The 15388-nt window shown below is 59.2% G+C and carries 10 protein-coding genes; 5 read left to right on the top strand and 5 right to left on the bottom strand.

The window, feature by feature from the left end; all coding sequences use genetic code 11:
* Positions 1-23: 23 nt before the first annotated feature.
* The 5 genes from L8I05_RS06425 to L8I05_RS06405 all read right to left on the bottom strand — a co-directional run bounded on the left by L8I05_RS06425 (position 24) and on the right by L8I05_RS06405 (position 6591).
* On the bottom strand, positions 24-401 hold the full coding sequence (locus L8I05_RS06425) for a response regulator (protein ID WP_003217591.1): 378 nt from the start codon (positions 399-401) through the stop codon (positions 24-26).
* Positions 402-479: 78 nt separating this feature from the next.
* A complete protein-coding gene (locus L8I05_RS06420; protein ID WP_242167625.1) occupies positions 480-1673 on the bottom strand; it encodes a hybrid sensor histidine kinase/response regulator in 1194 nt (397 codons plus the stop codon).
* Positions 1667-2266 carry a chemotaxis protein CheB gene (locus L8I05_RS06415; RefSeq protein WP_242167624.1) on the bottom strand — a complete coding sequence of 200 codons (600 nt, stop codon included), beginning with the start codon at positions 2264-2266 and terminating at the stop codon, positions 1667-1669. The genes L8I05_RS06420 and L8I05_RS06415 overlap by 7 nt, the downstream gene beginning before the upstream one ends.
* The gene (locus L8I05_RS06410) at positions 2263-3078 is read right to left on the bottom strand and encodes a protein-glutamate O-methyltransferase CheR (protein WP_159956620.1); all 816 of its coding nucleotides are present in this window, start codon (positions 3076-3078) and stop codon (positions 2263-2265) included. Before L8I05_RS06410 ends, L8I05_RS06415 begins: the two co-directional genes overlap by 4 nt.
* A gap of 15 nt (positions 3079-3093) precedes the next feature.
* Positions 3094-6591, bottom strand: a complete 3498-nt coding sequence (locus L8I05_RS06405; protein WP_242167623.1) for a response regulator — start codon at positions 6589-6591, stop codon at positions 3094-3096.
* Between the two features lie 278 nt (positions 6592-6869).
* Between L8I05_RS06405 and L8I05_RS06400 the strand changes: the two genes are divergently transcribed.
* The 5 genes from L8I05_RS06400 (at position 6870) to L8I05_RS06380 (ending at position 15387) form a co-directional block, all read left to right on the top strand.
* Entirely contained in the window at positions 6870-10424 is a 3555-nt protein-coding gene (locus L8I05_RS06400) for a hypothetical protein (protein WP_242167622.1), read from the top strand.
* A gap of 216 nt (positions 10425-10640) precedes the next feature.
* Positions 10641-11003, top strand: a complete 363-nt coding sequence (locus L8I05_RS06395) for a response regulator (RefSeq protein WP_242167621.1) — start codon at positions 10641-10643, stop codon at positions 11001-11003.
* Positions 11004-11319: 316 nt separating this feature from the next.
* Positions 11320-12714, top strand: coding sequence for a DUF1254 domain-containing protein (locus L8I05_RS06390; protein WP_242167620.1), 1395 nt, complete (start codon positions 11320-11322; stop codon positions 12712-12714).
* Positions 12715-12832: 118 nt separating this feature from the next.
* The gene (locus L8I05_RS06385; RefSeq protein WP_242167619.1) at positions 12833-14392 is read left to right on the top strand and encodes a J domain-containing protein; all 1560 of its coding nucleotides are present in this window, start codon (positions 12833-12835) and stop codon (positions 14390-14392) included.
* Positions 14389-15387 carry a DUF3829 domain-containing protein gene (locus tag L8I05_RS06380; RefSeq protein WP_242167618.1) on the top strand — a complete coding sequence of 333 codons (999 nt, stop codon included), beginning with the start codon at positions 14389-14391 and terminating at the stop codon, positions 15385-15387. Before L8I05_RS06385 ends, L8I05_RS06380 begins: the two co-directional genes overlap by 4 nt.
* Position 15388: the final 1 nt, after the last annotated feature.

The following is a 15388-nucleotide window of genomic DNA, read 5'->3' as shown; positions in this document are numbered from 1 at the left end:
CAGGGACGCAGCCCCCTTGCGCTTCAGGCCAGCAAGCGCTGGATATGCTCTTGCAGCGTATCCAGGTCAAACGGCTTGGCCAGGATCGGCGCGTTGCGCGTGATCGGGCTGTTGCAGTCGAGAATTTCCTGCGGGTAACCGCTGATAAAGATTACTTTCAATTCCGGACGCAGCTTGATCGCCGGCTCAGCGATCTGCACCCCGGAAATTCCGCCCGGCAGGCGATAGTCGGTGACCATCAGGTCCAGGTGCGGCTTGGTCGCGAGGATCTCGAAAGCCTGCTCCCCATCGATAGCCTTCAAGACCCGGTAGCCCAAGCCTGCCAGGTATTCACCCAACACAAACATAATGGATTCGTCGTCCTCGACGATCAGAACGACATCTTGTGCATCTTCACTCATGGGAAGCCTTTGTCCGGTCAATAGCTGCAATTACGACCATGGGGTCACGCAGAGGTTGCGTCGAAGTGACGATTGATTTCATGTCGACGCCTCAAGCGGCAGGCACACCCGGAACAGCGCGCCCTCGCCTATCTGGCTTTGCACTTCGATTGAGCCGCCGTGGGCTGCCACGATCTGCTCGGAGATGAACAATCCCAGGCCCAGGCCCGCCGCCACATGGCTGGCGGACACGCGTTCGAACTGTTGGAAAATACGCTTCTGGTTGTCTTCGCTGATGCCGATGCCATGGTCACGTACTTCCACGCGCGCTTCGCCATGCTCGGTGTACACCCGCACTTCCACCGGGCTCTTGGCCCCGTAGCGCAAGGCGTTGGTCAGCAGGTTGGACACCACTTGTTCGATGCGAAACTCGTCCCAATTGCCCTCCACCGGGCCTTGGGTCTCCAAGTGCATCGATGACTCGGCAGCGGCCACTTGTGGCGCAAAGTTTTCCACCAGGTTGTGCACCAACTGGCTGAGGTCAAAACGCGCCGGGCGAATCGACAGTTTGCCGGTGCGGATGCGCGACACGTCGAGCATGTCTTCGATCAGGCGAATCAGGCTTTTGATCTGGCGCTCATCGCGGTCGACCATGGCGTGCATTTTGTCCAGGGTGAACGCCGCAGCGTTATCCCGTGCCAGGTGCATCTTGCGCAGCTGGGTTTCGAGGATCAGGCCGTTCAGCGGCGTACGCACTTCGTGGGCGACGATCGACATGAAGTCATCACGCATGCGCACCGCTTGCTCCAGCTCGGCCTGGGTGGCCTGCAAGCGCGTCAGCAGCAGCTCCTGCTCGCGACGGCTGCGCTCCAGGGCTTCCACTTGCAGCTTCATGGCCTTGCTCTGGCGGTACAGGTCGACGAACACATTGACCTTGCTCTTCACCGCGTGGATATCCAGCGGCTTGTGCAGGAAGTCAACGGCGCCGCTTTCATAGCCCTTGAAGGCGTAGTTGAGTTCGCGGCCGGCGGCGCTGACGAACACAATCGGGATGTTTTTGGTTTTTTCGGTGCCGCGCATCAGTTCGGCCAGCTCGAAGCCGTTCATGCCGGGCATCTGCACGTCGAGAATCGCCATGGCGAACTCGTGCTCCAGCAACAGCGACAAGGCCTCGTCGGCGCTCAAGGCCTTGAAGACCTGGCGATCCTCGCGCTTGATCAGCGCTTCGAGGGCCAACAGGTTTTCCGGCAGATCGTCGACGATCAGCAGTTTGGCCTGGACAGTACTTAACATGGGGAGGATTCCAGGGAAGCCAGCAATGAGGCAATGCGGCTCAAGGTCAGAATATGGTCGGGTGTATGCAGCGCCAGGGCCGCCAGCGGCATCACGGCAATTCGTGCTTCCGTGGGGTCTTGTACGACGGTGGTACCGCCCGATTGTTGGACGTGGACCAGGCCACGGGCGCCATCCTGGTTGGCGCCGGTCAGAAGAATGGCGAGCAGCCCTTTGCCGTAAGTATCGGCGGCGGACGCAAACAGGTAATCGATAGCGGGCCGGGAATGATGCACGCGGTCTTCCTGGCTCAGGGACAGGCTGCGGTCATGCTCGACCGACAGGTGATAACCGGGCCCGGCGAAGTACACCGTGCCCGCCTCGATCACTTGCTTGTCCTGCGCTTCCTTCACCGGAACCCGCAGACGCCGTGCAAACACTTCCGCCAACTGGCTGCGACGCTCATCCGGCAGGTGCAGCACGGCAATGATCGGCAAACCGTACCCTTCCGGCAACTCGCCAAAAATCTTCAGCAACGCCTCCACGCCGCCGGCGGACGCGCCGACGACGATGGCCTCAATTGCGCGGATAGGTTGCGCTTGCGCCTCGCTCATGATTTTCGGTAGATCCGTTCCTGCTTGACCAAGGGCTCGAATTGCTTGCTGTAGGCAGAGAAATCCAGGGTTTCCTTACTGCCCAGCACCAGGAAGCCGCGATGACACAGCGACTCATGAAACAATCCGAACGCTCGATCCTGCAATTTTTTATTGAAGTAAATCAATACATTACGACATGAAATTAATTGAGTTTCTGAGAATACGCTGTCGGTCGCCAGGCTGTGGTCGGCGAAGGTCACGTTTTCGCGCAGGCTCTTGTCGAAAATCGCGTAATCGTAGGCCGCCGTGTAGTAGTCGGCAAATGAACGCTGGCCGCCGGCCTGCTGATAGTTGGCCGTGTAGGCGCGCACATTCTCCAGGGAAAAAATCCCCTGCTTGGCTTTGTCCAGAGACGCGGGGTTGATGTCCGTCGCGTAGATGATCGTGCGCTCGAGCAAGCCCTCTTCACGCAGCAGGATGGCCATGGAGTACACCTCCTCGCCCGTGCTGCAGCCGGCGATCCAGATCTTGATCGACGGGTAGGTCTTGAGCAACGGCACCACTTCCTGGCGGATCGCCAGGAAGTGCGAGGGGTCGCGAAACATCTCGCTGACCGGGATCGTCAGAAACTGCAGTAACTGCATGAACGCAGCAGGGTCGTGCAACACCCGCTCCTGCAACGCGGAAATGGTCGCGCAGTCAAACTGGCGCAGCGCATGGGCCACGCGGCGTTTGACCGACGCACCGGAATAGTCGCGAAAGTCATAGCTGTACTTGAGGTAAATCGCCTCGATCAGCAGGCGCAGCTCAATGTCGCTGCTTTTATCCAAGAAACTTCGCTCCACTTAAATGCGTTCCATCTTCGGCAGCCATACGCGAATCAGCGAGAACAGGCGGTCCAGGTCAATCGGCTTGGCCAGGTAATCGTTGGAGCCCGCCGCAAGGCAGCGTTCCTGGTCGTCCTTCATGGCCTTGGCCGTCACCGCAATAATCGGCAGCTTCTTCCAGCGCGGGTCCTGGCGAATCAAGGCGGTGGCCTCGTAACCGTCCATCTCCGGCATCATCACGTCCATCAGCACCAGATCGATATCGTCGACTTCATTGAGTTTGTCGATGGCTTCACGGCCATTACGGCCGATCACCACCACCGCCCCTTTGTGCTCCAGGGCGCTGGTCAGGGCGAAGATGTTACGCACATCGTCGTCCACCAGCAGGATTTTGCGCCCCTCGAAGACCTTGTCGCGGCTGCGCGCAGTCTTGAGCATCTTCTGGCGGTCATGGGACAGCTGGGATTCGACTTTGTGCAGAAAGAGTGTCACTTCGTCCAGCAAGCGTTCAGGTGAGCGCGCGCCCTTGATGATGATCGAACGCGAATACTTGCGCAGTTCGGCCTCTTCATCACGGGTCAGGTTGCGCCCGGTGTAGACGATGACCGGCGGGAACGAGCAGATGTCCTCGGTGGCCATGCGCTTGAGCAGCTCATTGCCGAGCATGTCCGGCAGCTTGAGGTCGATGATCATGCAGTCGTAGATATTGGTGCGCAGCAGGTCCAGGGCAGCCTGGGCGTAGCCGACATCGGTGATTTCAATGTCATCGTCGCCGATCAGGCGGGCAATGCTGTCGCGCTGCAAGTCATCGTCTTCCACCAGCAGTACGCGCTTGACCTTCTGGGTCAGCTTGGCTTCCAGGCGTGCAAACACGTCCTTGAGCTCTTCGCGGGTGGTCGGCTTCACGGCATACCCGATGGCGCCCATGTGCATGGCGGCTTCGACGCGGTCTTCCACGGAAATCACGTGCACGGGAATGTGGCGGGTGCTGGCGTGTTCTTTCAGGCGTTGCAGTACGGTCAGCCCGGAATGGTCCGGCAGGCGCATGTCCAGCAGGATCGCGTCCGGGACGAATTCCTCCGCCAGGCTGTAACCTTCGTCCGCGCCATGGGCGACCAGGCAGTTGTAGCCCAGTTCATGGGCCAGATCGAAGAGGATACGCGCAAAGTTCGGCTCGTCTTCCACTACCAGGATGCAACGGGTGGTGAACGGCGCCTTGTCGCGGTCATCGGCGAAGCGCGGGATCTGCAGCACATCCACCACCGGCAGCGGCGAGATCGCAACGGGTTTGGGTGCTGGCGCGGCCACTACTTGGCGCGGCGGCTCAACCGGAGCGGCGCCCTCCTCGCGTTCTACGTACTGCTCGGGCAGGACCAAGGTAAACACACTGCCTTTACCCGGTTCGCTGGTCACGCTGATAGAGCCGCCGAGCAACGTCGCCAGGTCGCGCGAAATCGACAGGCCAAGGCCCGTGCCGCCGTAACGGCGGTTGGTGGTGCCGTCGGCCTGGCGGAAGGCCTCAAAGATACTTTCCTGCTGGTCCGGGGCGATACCGATGCCGGAGTCACGCACGGTGAAAGCGATGCCCTCGCCCGGCGCGCGGGACACCGACAGGCTGACCTCACCCTGCTCAGTGAACTTGATGGCGTTGGACAGCAGGTTCTTGAGGATCTGCTCCAGGCGCTGGCGGTCGGTAAACAGCAAGGTCGGTGCACCTTCCTGCACCTCGACCTGGAAGCCCAGCTTGCGGTCGGCGGCCAGCGGTTCGAACATGCCGCGCAGGCCGTCCACCAGGCGCACGACACTGGAGTTCTCCGGCCGCACTTCGAGCTTGCCGGCTTCCACCTTGGAAATATCCAGGATGTCGTTGATCAAATTGAGCAAGTCATTGCCGGCCGAGTAAATCGACTCGGCAAACTTGACTTGCTCGGCGCTGAGGTTTTCCTGGGGGTTTTCCGCCAGCAACTTGGCCAGGATCAACGAGCTGTTCAGCGGCGTGCGCAGTTCGTGGGACATGTTGGCGAGGAATTCGGACTTGTATTTGCTGGAACGCTGCAATTCGTCGGCGCGGTCTTCCAGCGCGAGTTGGGCCTGGTTGAGTTCGACGTTTTTGCGGTCCATGGCGTCGCGCTGCTCGGCCAGGGTTTGCGTCTGCTCGGCCAACTGCTCGTTGGTCTGCTCAAGTTCGGCCTGCTGGGTTTCCAGATGGGCCTGGGATTCCTTGAGGATGCGCGACTGCTCTTCGAGTTCTTCGTTGGCGGTCTTGAGCTCTTCCTGCTGCACTTGCAGTTCTTCGTTGAGCTGCTGGGTCTCGGCCAGCACTTCCTGCAGGCGCTGGCGGTAACGCGCGGCCTCGATGGAGGTGCCGATATTACCGGCAATCAGCTCCAGCAGTTCGACGTCACGCTCTTCCAGCGGGCGCAGGAAACCCAGCTCGATCACCCCGTTGACGCGGTCGTCGTCGCTGGTGGGCATTACCAGCACACTGCGGGGCGAACCCTCGCCCAGGCCCGAACTGACCTTGAAGTAATCTACTGGCACATCGTCCAGGCGAATCAGGCGATCAAGCTGGGCGGCCTGCCCGACGATGCCTTCGTCACTGTAGATCGACTGTTCCTGCTGCTCCTGTTCGCGGGAGAAACCATAAGTGGCGACGCGCTTCAGGCCGCCATGTTCTTCTCGCACATACAGCGCCGCAACCACGGAGCCCATGTACTGGGCAAAGAACTGCAGGATGTTGCGACCCAGCATGTTCAAGGTGAGTTGCCCCAGCACTTGTTCGGCCAGTTCGGTCTGGCCATTACGCAGCCAGGCTTGCTGCTCAAGACGCCGCGCAATCTTCTGTTGTGACGCGAGGGTTGCGCTGTAACTATCTGATAAGGAAACGAGATTCCTTCTTCCGCTGTACGCCAGGAAGCCGCTCAACCCGAGCACAAAGACCAGATACAGGGTGACGCTGACCACGGTGGTGCGAGTGACCTCCGCGTTACGGGCTACCCGGAACTGCTGCTCCATATCGACCGCGTTCACATATTCCTGGCGAATCGCGTCGGTCAGGCTCTTGCCCCGGCCCGCCTTCACCGCTGCACGGTAGTCACCGCTGCTGCGCTGCAGGTCGATCATCGATTGCGCGTACTTGTTCCACTCGGCCTGCATCGCTTCCAGGCGTTTAAGACGGTCCACCTGTTGCGGGTTATCCGCCACCAGCTCCTGCAAATTATGCAAATCGCCAATGATCCGGGGCTTTGCGACTTCATACGGGTCGAGGAAATGCTCGTCGCCGGTGATCAGGAAGCCACGCAGCCCGGTTTCCAGGTCCACCGTCAGCTTGGACGACTCGTTGAGGTTATTGATGACCCGGTCGGTGTGCTCCACCCACTGGATCACCGACAACAGGTACGTGATCAGCACGACGAAAAATGCTGCACTGAGCACACCCACGCCTAACGGCAGGGCCACGTTACGGCTCAGGAGTTTACGAAAGCTCTGTTCATCGACAGTCGACGCGGGAGTCATGGGCATGCCTTGGCCAGGTACGGAAAAACAGGGAGTTTGCCCGAAGAACACGGCCCAAGGCTATGTTTGTGCGTCAATTCAGGGCGTATGCCTACGCGCTGCGCAGGTATCTCGCGCCGATTCAGGCCGACTTCCTCACGTGTTAACACACCTGAATACAGATGCCTGGGCGTAGGCCGGAACGCGCCCGCAGAATTGTGGCACTCAGAATTGCGCCTCGGGAACACGGAAGATCTTTTGGGAAGGCGTCTTTTTTGACCCATCAAAAGGTACATTAGATGAGCATTGCCACCGCAGTACAGCCCACCGTCAGCGTCCGCCCCCTGCATACCCTCCAAGCCCATGAACCCGCTGTGCCAAGTGCCCAAGGCAGCCCAGGCACAGTAACAACTCCACTCGCGCCAAACAGTGTCGGTACGCCTCAGACCACGCCGACCCTGCCCCTGCGGCAACTGTTGGCAGACCAGAACAATCTGCGCGATCTGGCCGCAACGCTTAGAAACATCGCCACCGAAGTGGATGGCAAACCCGTCACCCCGGACCAGATGTCTGCCCAACTGAGCACCGCCACCCTGGCGCCTCGTCCGAATTCATCCTACGCCGCAACGCGATCCACACCGCAGGCCCTGGCCACCGTCATCACTGACCTGGGCTTTGAACTGCCGCGTACGGCCGCTGAAGTCACGGCCCTGGCACACAAGTTGGAGCATAAAGCCGCAGTGTCTCCCCTGGGGAATATGGGCGGCGGGCTTTCCTGGCCGATTCCGATGTCACTGGCCGACCAGCAGGGCATTCTCGAATTTCTGTTCAAAACTCCCAACGCTCTGCCTGGCTTACCGTTGCCGAAATATGAAAATGGCGTACTCAATTACTTGTTGAGTGGCAGTTCGGTAACGCCTGCCGACCTGCAAGACCCAGCCCTGGCACTGCAAAAACTGCTCGACTCACCCAAGGCTCAGGCGTTGGGGCAAGCCCTGCAAGCGCACCTCAATGGCGTGTCTTCAAGTACCAGCGTTTACGATTATGTATTGAGCGCCCTTCAGCTAGGGCTGGATCGGGAGTCGGCCTGGTTTCCTCAACGCGACCACATTGCAGGCTGGCCGCTGAACGATCCTACGCATGCAAAGCAATCCCCCTCGACAGTTGCCAAGTGCCTCAGCGTTTACCTTGTCGAAACCGGCCGAGCCACAGCAGGCACCGCTAAACTGGCCACTCACCTCCTCCTGAGCAGGTTAGCCCCGCAGTACCTGATCAAAGACATTCCCAAGAGTGTGACGATTGGCAGCGTGGCATGGGTGAATCTGTCGATTGCAGCAGCGGCTGTAGAGGCTGAGCGGCCAGGGGCAGTCGCCACCATGACGTTCGCCGAAGTCATGGCCCATGCAAGCACCCTTGAGGGCCGGTCACAGGCCACCGAATACGCACAAATCACCGCACTGGTGGACTGGGGCGTGATCAACGGTGAAATCGTAAAAAGTCCCAGTGACACCTACACCCCCGAGCAGCTCGATAAAGTCAGAACCGCCTTCAACGAACAACTTAGCGAGCGGCTCACTGCCTCCAAAGCCCTGGACAAGGAGATACCGACGCGAGAAGGCGTCGCACGGGGCAAAATCGCCGAAAAGGGGGCAATCTTCGGCAACTTTCTAGAAGAAAAAGTGCTGGGGACTGATCAATACCGGGGGACGGCGGAACAACTAGGGCTGGGTGGCCTGCATTCGCTGCTGGATGTGGCCATGATGGATTTGCCGAACCCCAGACCCTTTAAGTCGACTGACCCGAGCTTCCCGATCGAGGCATTGAACGCCAACCCCAGGTTTGGCGTAACGGAGGCGTTCGACCAGCAGTTTAAAAGCGTCATGGACGAGAAAAAGGCCGCAGTGAACACAACGGTCCGGCACATGCTTTCGCAGCTTTCACCCGAGGACCAACAAATATTCGAGTACGGCAAAATCAGCCTATTGCAAGAAGGCTCATACGAACTGACAGGGTTTTTTCACAATACCTATGACGCGAACAAGCCGTGGCTGTTGTTCAGCATTGAACTGAATGGCGAGTCCCATGCTTACAAAATGGACATGAACAAAGAAACAATTGAACCGATGTCTCCCTACAGCGTGGAAGCCAAGAAGACCCGGGCCGGCAAATATGTTTCAACGATCACCCCGTTCAAGCCCAGTAACGCGGCCGAACTGGCACGTGAACGGCCGGTGAATGACGCCCCCTTCAATAGTTTCACCAGCGACCGCTCCCGGGCGATTGCCGATGCATTTGTTCAGCACCTTGACCTTGATGACCCGAGTATCAAGGAACAAGCACGCGGGCAGACCACCCTGGACAAATTACAAGGCGGGCCTAAACCACTGAGCGACTTCCTGCTCAATCTGGTTCCGTTCAGATCGGCCATTGTCAATTTTCAGAAGGGCAACTACGGCGAGGCCGCATTTGATCTCACCCTGGATATATTCGGTTTTCTCACCGCTGGCGCCGCCACCGCAGGAAAGCTGATCAAGATCGGCAGTTCTGCGCTTTCGAGCAGTGCCAAAGCACTCAAGGCGGCAAAAGTTATCGGTGCCGCCACGATCGGCGCACTCAACCCTGTGAGCGGTTTGGGCGACTTGGCCACAGGCGGCATCAGGCTTTTAGGCAGCGGCGGCCGGTTTCTATTGTCCAAAGGTACCGACGCCGTCAATGCGCTCAAGGGTCTCAACGCTAGCTACGACGGCTTGAAGGCAGCCAGTAAAACCCATGAGGTTGTAGCCGTAGGTACCTTCAAAGTCGGCGAGCAGACCGTTCAAGGCAGTGCCGTGTTCCACGAAGGCAAATGGTGTGGCTATGACCCGATCAGGCAAGAGCGCTTTGGCGCCGTGGGGGCAGATTTCAAGCCGGACGTTGTGGCCGCCAACGGGCAAATAAACAGTAATCTTCTTGACTGGTTGGGCAAGTATGTCGCGCCAAGCCCCAAGGCCTCCGCCGATGCGTTTAGAGACGCCTTGGACACTGCAAAGAAAAGCAATATTGTTGCTTACGACCGCGGGGTTAAATTTGGAAATGTCGAGGATATCCCTGGCTACCACCCGACGATGAAGGTGTCGGAAATAAAAAACCTGGCCGTCACCAAGGTTGGCAATCCCGAAGCGGTGGGCACCTTGGCCAGGGAAATTGAAAAACGCATGGTGAGGAACAGTCTTGAGAGCTTCAAGGTTTTCCAGGCAGAAGTCGTTGCCGCGGGGGGTAAAGCCACGCCCGTGCCGCAAAATTTCTACCTTAGCCAGGCCGACCTTGCTTCAAATGGCGAATGCGCCGCGATGGTGAACACGATGGCGCTGGCGATTCAACATAGCCGAAGGGATGAGTTCATCAGTAACTTTATCAAGGCTACCTCGGATGCTGACACCCCTGCCATCAAGGCATTTCGCAAAGAACTGAATAGCATGCATCAGGTTCTACGCGCTCAGTTTCACGGCATACAACAGGTTTCCCAAGTCCCCTACACCAGCATTATCAACCGCCTGGAGACTGCAACGAATACCACAATGATAAAGATCAGTACCCAAAATCATGGGCTGCTCGCGGGTGTCGACTTGCGCAAAAGTCCCAGGGAGTTTTTTTTCTTTGATCCGAACTTTGGGTTCGCGACCTTTCCGGACGCCGCTTCAATGCGCCGAGGCCTGGAGGCCACTCTGAACAGTGGAAGGTCCGCCGGTACGCTTGACCCGATGGCCTTGACCGGCGGTGTCCCCCATTACGATATAAGCACCTTCAGCGACGGCGATTTTATAATGACGGTGCCTTATAACAATCCATACGCCCTCTTCAACACCACGCTCTAGCCCTCGTTCGAGTCGCGTGCGTCAATGGCTGTCAGAGATCGTCAGCCATTGACGCGCCGGCGCGCCGACGCTACGCATGTTCTTGCACGCGACTTTTGCGGCCAATCGCTTCACAATGCCGCATCCAACGGAACTTGCCGAGATTGACACGACTCATTAGAGAACAGTCTTTCAACCGCTAAAGACCTGCCCCTCCATTTCTCGGGAATTTTCATTATGCCTGCCACTCCCTCCACCATCCTTGTAGTCGAAGACGACGCCATCGTGCGCATGCTGATCGTCGATGTACTCGAAGAACTGGAGTTCACGGTGGTTGAAGCTGCAGATGCTGAAGAGGCGCTGAAGATCGTCGAAAATACCGGCCTGATCATCGACCTGATGATGACCGACGTGGGCCTGCCCGATATGGACGGTAAACAGCTGGCAACCAAGGTGCGTGAGTTGCGCCCTTCCCTGCCGATCCTGTTTGCCAGCGGCTATGCTGAAAACATCGATGTGCCAGCTGGCATGCAGGTGATCGGCAAGCCGTTCTCCATCGATCAATTGCGCGACAAAGTCAAAGCCATGCTTGCAGCCTGATCGTTTCCCCGCCTTTGCTGCCGCTCCGTTGGGTGCAACATGGAGTCGTTACTCCCGCGGCTGAACGCTCTTGAGTCGAATGGCTGGCGCGGATGAATATAGCTGCTAGTTTCAAACGGCATACCCCATAACCTTTGTGCAACCGCCCCGCCCCCATTACATCCCCATCCGCTTGCCTCGAACCGCAGTGGACGGTGGCGGTCTGCCGCAGTTCAGGTTGTTTGCAGGGATTAACGTGACGTTCGGCAAATAAAACTGGAAACTCGGCGCTTTGATCTCCCCGCCCTCTAAAAGAACTCTGGAAGGACGCAACAACATGATTGGAAAACCGACGCGCCTGCTGTTGGCGAGCCTCTCGATATTCATGAGTACCGGCGCCTTGGCCGACTTCACGGCAACCCCTGCCGAAGCCCGGGCCATTGCCAAGGAGGCCTACCTGTACGGCTACCCGGTTGTGGCGATGTACAAGACGCTCTACACCCAGGCCGTCGACAAGGGCGGTGCCAACTTCAAGGCTCCGTTCAACCATATCGGCAATACCGCCCAGGTGTTCACCCCCAAGGACACAGCGTTCGTCACCCCGAACTCGGACACGCCCTACTCCTTCGTGTGGATGGACCTGCGCAAAGAGCCGCTGGTGCTGACCCTGCCCAAAATCGAAGACAACCGTTACTACTCGGTGCAGTTGATCGACCTCTACACGCAGAACATGGCGTATTTGGGCACGCGCAGCACCGGCAACAACGGCGGCCATTACATGATCGCCGGCCCCGACTGGAAAGGTCAGCAGCCGGTCGACATCGACCGCGTGGTCTACAGCGAAAGCAATATCGCCTACGCCCTGTACCGCACGCAGCTGTTTGATGAAAAGGACCTGAACAAGGTCAAGCAGATCCAGGCCGGTTACAAAGTCCAGCCGCTGAGCAGCTATGTAAAACAGCCCGCTCCGCCCCCGGTGCCGAAAATCGTCTGGCCCAAGCCGATGGCCACCATGACTGAAGGCCCGCAGCTGTTTCGTTACTTGAACTTCATGCTGTCCTTCGCCGCGCCGCAAGACAGCGAAAAAGACCTGCTCTCGCGCTTTGCCAAGATCGGCATCGCCCCGGGAGCGCCGTTCAAGCTCAAAGCGTTGACCGCCGAACAACGCAAAGCCCTGGAAGACGGGATTGCCGACGCCAGGGCTGAGTTTGCCGCCTTCAAGAAAGACAAGATCGACACTCACCAAGTGTCCAGCGGCGATCTGTTTGGCAGCCGTGACCGCCTCAAAAACAACTACCTTTACCGTTACGCGGGTGCTGACCTGGGCATTTTCGGCAACTCCCCCGATGAAGCCGTCTACCTGAGCTACCGCGTCGACAGTGAAGGCAAACCCGCCAATGGTGCGCGCCACAGCTATACCGTGCACTTTGCCAAGGACCAGTTGCCGCCTGCCGAGGCGTTCTGGTCGCTGACCATGTACGACGCCAAGACCAAACTTCTGGCACCCAACCTGAAAAAACGCTACCAGATCAATTCGCAGATGCTGCCCAATCTCAAGCTGGACGCCGACGGCGGCCTGACGCTGGCATTGCAGCACCATGAGCCGCCGAAAGCCGAACAGAGCAACTGGCTGCCAGCCCCGCCCGGTCCGTTTTACGCCGTATTGCGGATCTACCTGCCCAAACCTGAAGTGGGCCAATGGAAACTGCCGCCGTTGACGCCTCTCAAGTAATACAGGCGCCCGGCCGCAACAGGATTCGGTCGGGCACTGCCTTCGCTGACTTATGCTGGTTTATCGGCCAATAAAACGAGTAAGGTGCGCGCGGTGATTTAATGGAGTTGTACCGCACATGACTTGCTGGGATGTCCTCGGCCTGCCCTCGGATGCCGATGGCCGTACGATCAAGCGCCAATACGCGACGTTGTTGAAGAAAACCCGGCCGGATGATGACCCCGAGGGGTTTCAGCGGCTGCGTGAAGCCTACGAAGAAGCGTTGAATTGGCAGCAATGGGCGCAAGAGCAGGACACCGCCACCGTGGCCGAGGTTATGGCGCCAGTCGCCGATACCTTGCAGGCGCACTACCAGCAGGCGATGGCCGCAGGGCTTGGTCTGGAATTCGAAGTGGCGCTGCTCAAGCGCTGTATCGCTGACGACGAGGTCAGCGAACAAGATCGCCGCTGGGCGTTCGAGACGTTCCAGTGGCTCAGCGCTTGGCAACGCCTGGAATTGCCGCAAGACTTGATCGACGCCCTGGCCAACCGCTGCAAGAAAGCACTCCAATATTCATTGGCGCTGGCCATGGCCCAGCGTGACGAAGCGGGGTTTCTCGCGGCCTATGCGGCGCGCTTTGATCAACCGTGGCTCAAGCAGCCGGCACATACCCAGTGGTTTAGCCAGATGTTGGCGACGATGCTGACCGAAAGCCATTTCTGGTCGCCTGCGGTGTTTGAAGCGGTGCGCGCCGGCCAGGGCTGGCATGGCAGCGAGCACGGGTGCCCTGAAGACGAATGGCAGCATTTGTTACGGCGCCAGCAAGGCCCGGTGTTCATGGCCCATCAGCGTGCGTTGGCGGCCACGGCGCCGGACACCCCACAACAGCGCGCCGCGCGGTTATTACTGGCGCCGATGTCCCTGGGCCAACGCCGCGCCTTTGCCCAGCGCTTGAGTGAGCAAGACTGGGACGCGTGCCGAACCTTGGCCGCAACCCTGAAAGCTGACCATCCCGAGGTGGCATTCGCCATGCCGGGTGGCACGCCGTATTTTTGGCAAGACTGGGAAACCGCCTTCGACACCCTGCCGCTGCTGTTGGCGATTGTAGTGGGCTGCCTGGCCGGTGCCTTGTTCCAGGCGCCCTGGCAGGCGGGCGTATTGGTGAGTACCGCCGCTGACGCGTTCGCGTGGTCAATTGCCTATATGGCCGGTGGCGCGCTGGCCTGGCAGGTGTGGCGCCCGCTGGCACATCGGCTGCGCGTGCTGGATGAACGCCTGGCGGCAAAACTGCCGCGTTGGTTGAGCCCAACCCGTCTGCCGCTGCTGCCAGTGCGCGACCTGATCCCGGGTGCCGCCATGGGCATCGCCATCAGCCTGCAGTTCGGCCCCGTCGCTGGCCTGACGCTGGTGGCGGTATTGGCGGCCGTCGGCGCGGGCAAACGCCGTGCACGCCTGAGCGTGAAGGAATGGGCGGCGATATTCCCACGCAAGGCCATGGGTGCCATCGGCCTGGGCGCGATTGCCTTTGCGCTGGTGTTCGGCGCGTTCAAATACCTCGACAGCCGTCATCAGGTCAGTCGCAACCAGGGCTTGCAGCAATGGACCGAGCGCGTGTGCAGCCGCATGCCGCGAAACGCCGAGGCCTGCCAGGCCCCGGCCACACACTCGCAATGGTACGGCCAGGAGGCCACACAATGAATCCCGGACTGTTATTGCCGATTGGCGTGGTTTTTATGTTGATGGTGTTCGGCCTGGCCGGCGCCGGCAAACACATCCAGCTGATCGAGTTATGGGTGGATCAGCTCGACAGCCCGCAAACGGCTACCGCCAGTGCGTTGGCGCCGATCATCGATTGCATGAACCGCGTCGACCGTGACACACGGCTGACTTACCAGCGCGCCGCTCACCCGCCACAGGCCGATGCCGAACCTGAAGTGCAAATGTCGTTGCCGGTGGGCAGCTACGCGCGCTCACGCGAAGAGTTTGGCGACAATAACGAGCCGCAGGCACGGCAGATCCAGAAAGACGTATGTGCGCCAACCATCACCGCCAAACTTGAGCATCAACAACCTGACAGCCCCTTGATCGGCATGACCGCCGAGTACCTGTCGAGCCTGAAAAAAATCACCTCGACGTTGGGCGCTTCGTCTCGACTGCAGCTGTTCGGCGAGGTAATGCGGCAACGCTACGAGGAAGACCTGAGCAGAAATGGCGCAGCCTACATCGCCCTCTCCACCCAGTTGCGTAACGCGCTGGCACTGGAAGAGCAACGCCTGCGCCCTGCACAGCGGGACTTGCTGGAGGCGCGCCTGGGGCAGGACCTGCCCTGGCAGTTGCTCGATTACATGATTACCGCGCGCCGGGCAGTCGAGCAAATTGACAGCGGCGTACGCGACGCCAGCCTCACCCCCAAGGCCCTGGCGGCATTGACCGCTGCGGTACAGCGCGCCAATGAGCGCAGTGCCGCGTTCGTGCAACGCATCCCGGATAAAGATCTCACCGACGAAACCCTGCACCTCTGGTACACCCTCAGAGCTCCCGCCGATGATTACCTCAAGGCCTTGCAAAACATGCTTCAAGACTGGCTCGAGCACGCGCCGCCGCAACAGCTGAGTGACGACTACTACCTCGTCACCCGCCGCTACGACGCCCTGCTCAGCTACTACAACCGGCCGGCAAGGAATGCGTTTTAGC

The sequence above is a fragment of the Pseudomonas sp. MONT-RG-20F-20-E-7-02 genome, assembly GCF_022662395.1.
GTDB lineage: Bacteria > Pseudomonadota > Gammaproteobacteria > Pseudomonadales > Pseudomonadaceae > Aquipseudomonas.
This window is presented reverse-complemented; position numbering and strand designations above follow the sequence as displayed.